At 41.7% G+C, this 3,122-nt stretch carries 1 protein-coding gene; it reads left to right on the forward strand.

The genetic code is table 11. The features are described from left to right. The coding region (locus BAZSYMA_RS06840) for a type I restriction endonuclease subunit R (RefSeq protein ID WP_090717038.1) at nt 1-2,947 on the forward strand (2,947 nt) is incomplete at its 5' end. Nucleotides 2,948-3,122: the final 175 nt, after the last annotated feature.

Genomic DNA, 3,122 nt, shown 5'->3' on the forward strand with positions numbered 1-3,122 from the left:
TCAAAAAGACGGCAACCAACGCGGTGATCTGGTTTGGCTGGTAGATTTTGCCAATCCTGAAAACAATGATTTTGTAGTGGCGAACCAATTAACCGTGATTGAAAACGGCGTGAATAAACGCCCTGATGTGGTGTTGTTTGTCAATGGTTTGCCTTTGGTAGTGATTGAGCTTAAAAATGCCGCCGATGAAAACGCCTCAGTTAAATCGGCTTATAAACAACTACAAACTTATAAGGCGACTATTCCCAGCCTATTTACCTACAACGGATTGATGATTGTTTCGGATGGTCTGGAAGCCAAGGCGGGTTCACTTTCAGCAGAATTGAGCCGTTTTATGGCGTGGAAAACCGCCGATGGAAAGGAAGAAGCATCCAATTTGGTCAGCCAATTGGAAACCTTGATTAAAGGGATGTTGAATAAAGCCACCCTGTTGGATTTAATTCGCCATTTTATTGTGTTTGAGAAGTCTAAAACTGAAGACCCAAAAACGGGTGTGGTAACGATTGAAACGGTTAAAAAACTAGCCGCCTATCATCAATATTATGCGGTGAATCGGGCGGTGGAGTCGACACTTCGGGCAACAGGACATACGCTAGAAAAACAAACACCCGTTAGTCAGGTGATGAAAGACCCTGCCAGTTATGGCATGCCTGGGGTAAAAACCCAACCTAAAGGCGACCGCAAAGGTGGCGTGGTCTGGCATACCCAAGGCAGTGGCAAGTCACTGTCGATGGTGTTTTTTACAGGAAAGATCGTGCTAGCGCTGGATAATCCTACGATTCTAATGATTACCGATCGCAATGATCTAGATGATCAGTTATTTGATACCTTTGCCGCATCGACGCAGTTACTACGCCAAGAGCCTAAACAGGTTGAAAGCCGCGATCAACTTAAAGAATTATTACAAGTCGCCTCGGGCGGGGTGATCTTTTCTACCATTCAAAAATTTCAGCCTGCCTCTTTACCTGATGGAACACGGGGCAATGTGTTTGATACTTTGTCGAAGCGGGAAAATATCGTGGTAATTGCCGATGAAGCCCACCGCACTCAGTATGGCTTTAAGGCAAAAACCATTGATGATAAAGACGCACAAGGTAATGTGATGGGTAAAAAAGTCGTCTATGGCTTTGCCAAATATATGCGTGATGCCTTACCCAATGCCACCTATTTGGGCTTTACTGGCACGCCAATAGAAAGCACCGATACCAACACCCCGGCTGTTTTTGGTAATTATATTGATGTCTATGATATTGCTCAGGCGGTGGAAGATGGGGCAACGGTGCGTATTTATTATGAAAGTCGCCTTGCTAAAGTGAATTTAAGCAAAGAAGGCAAGCAACTGGTTGAAAAGTTGGATGATGAGCTGGTACAGGATGATTTAACAGATACACAAAAACCCAAAGCAAAATGGACGCAGTTAGAAGCGTTAATCGGTAGCGAAGACCGCATTAAGAATATTGCTCAGGATATTGTCAGCCATTTTGAACAGCGGCAAGAAGTGTCTGATGGTAAAGGCATGATTGTTGCCATGAGTCGTCGTATTGCCGCTGATTTGTATGCTGAAATTATCAAGATAAAGCCTAAGTGGCATTGTGATGATCTGGATAAAGGCGTGATTAAAGTGGTAATGACCTCTAGCTCATCAGATGGCCCTAAGATTGCCAAACACCACACCACCAAAGCACAAAGGAAAATGCTGGCAGATAGAATGAAACATCCTGATGATTCGCTTAAATTGGTGATTGTAAGAGATATGTGGCTAACAGGCTTTGATGCTCCTAGTTTGCATACGCTGTATATTGATAAGCCGATGAAGGGACATAATCTGATGCAGGCGATTGCACGGGTGAATCGGGTTTATAAAGATAAACCTGGTGGCTTGATTGTTGATTATTTGGGGATTGCCTCTGATCTTAAAAAAGCCCTTTCTTTTTATTCCGATGCAGGTGGAAAAGGCGACCCCACTATTTTACAGGAGCAAGCCGTTGAGCTGATGCTGGAAAAGCTGGAAGTGGTTTCTCAGTTGTTCCATGGTTTTGCTTACGAAGATTATTTCGCCGCAGATACCACAAAAAAGCTATCACTTATTTTAGCAGCAGAAGATCATATTCTAGGCTTGGAAGACGGTAAGAAACGCTTTATCAATGAAGTGAGCGCCCTTTCAAAATCCTTTGCGATCGCCATACCTCATGAGCAGGCAATGGATGTTAAAGAAGAAGTGGCTTTTTTTCAGGCGGTGAAAGCCCGTTTGATCAAGTTTAATTCAACTGGATCAGGTCGTAGCGATGAAGAGATAGAAACCACCATTCGTCAAGTGATTGATCAGGCTTTGGTTTCTGAAAAAGTGATAGATATATTTGATGCCGCAGGCATCAAGAAGCCTGATATTTCCATTCTCTCAGAAGAATTCTTGTTGGAGCTTAAAGGCATGAAACATAAGAATGTTGCCTTAGAGGTGTTGAAGAAATTACTTACTGATGAATTAAAATCTCGATCAAGAAAAAATTTGGTAAAAAGTAAATCACTAATGGAAATGTTGGAAAATGCGATTAAAAAATATCACAACAAGGTGCTAACTGCCGCTGAAGTTATGGATGAACTCATTAAATTAAGTCAAGACATTGTAAGTATGGACAATGAAGCCAGTGAGCTGGGTTTAACCGATTTTGAATACGCCTTTTATACCGCAGTTGCCGATAATAAAAGTGCCAAAGAGCTAATGCAGCACGATAAATTAAGAGAATTGGCAGTTGTACTCACGGATCGGGTGAAACAAAACACTTCTATCGACTGGACCATAAAAGAGAGTGTGCGAGCCAAATTAAAAGTGATTATTAAACGAACACTCAGGCAATATGGCTATCCGCCTGATATGCAAAAACTGGCGACAGAGACGGTATTGAAACAGGCTGAACTTATTGCAAATGAGATTACAGTTGAAGCATAGAAGGGCTAACAAACGCATACACTCGGACAAAATAAAGTTGTGTCGCTTCACTCTGCAGCTTTATTTTTTTTAGTGATTCAAGGCATTATGTACTATCAACTATAATGAGACACTGTAATTTCTTCGACTCTGTAAATTCAACATGAATACTTTTTAAATATTCATGTTGAATTTA

The sequence above is a fragment of the Bathymodiolus azoricus thioautotrophic gill symbiont genome, from assembly GCF_001298715.1.
Taxonomy (GTDB): domain Bacteria; phylum Pseudomonadota; class Gammaproteobacteria; order PS1; family Pseudothioglobaceae; genus Thiodubiliella.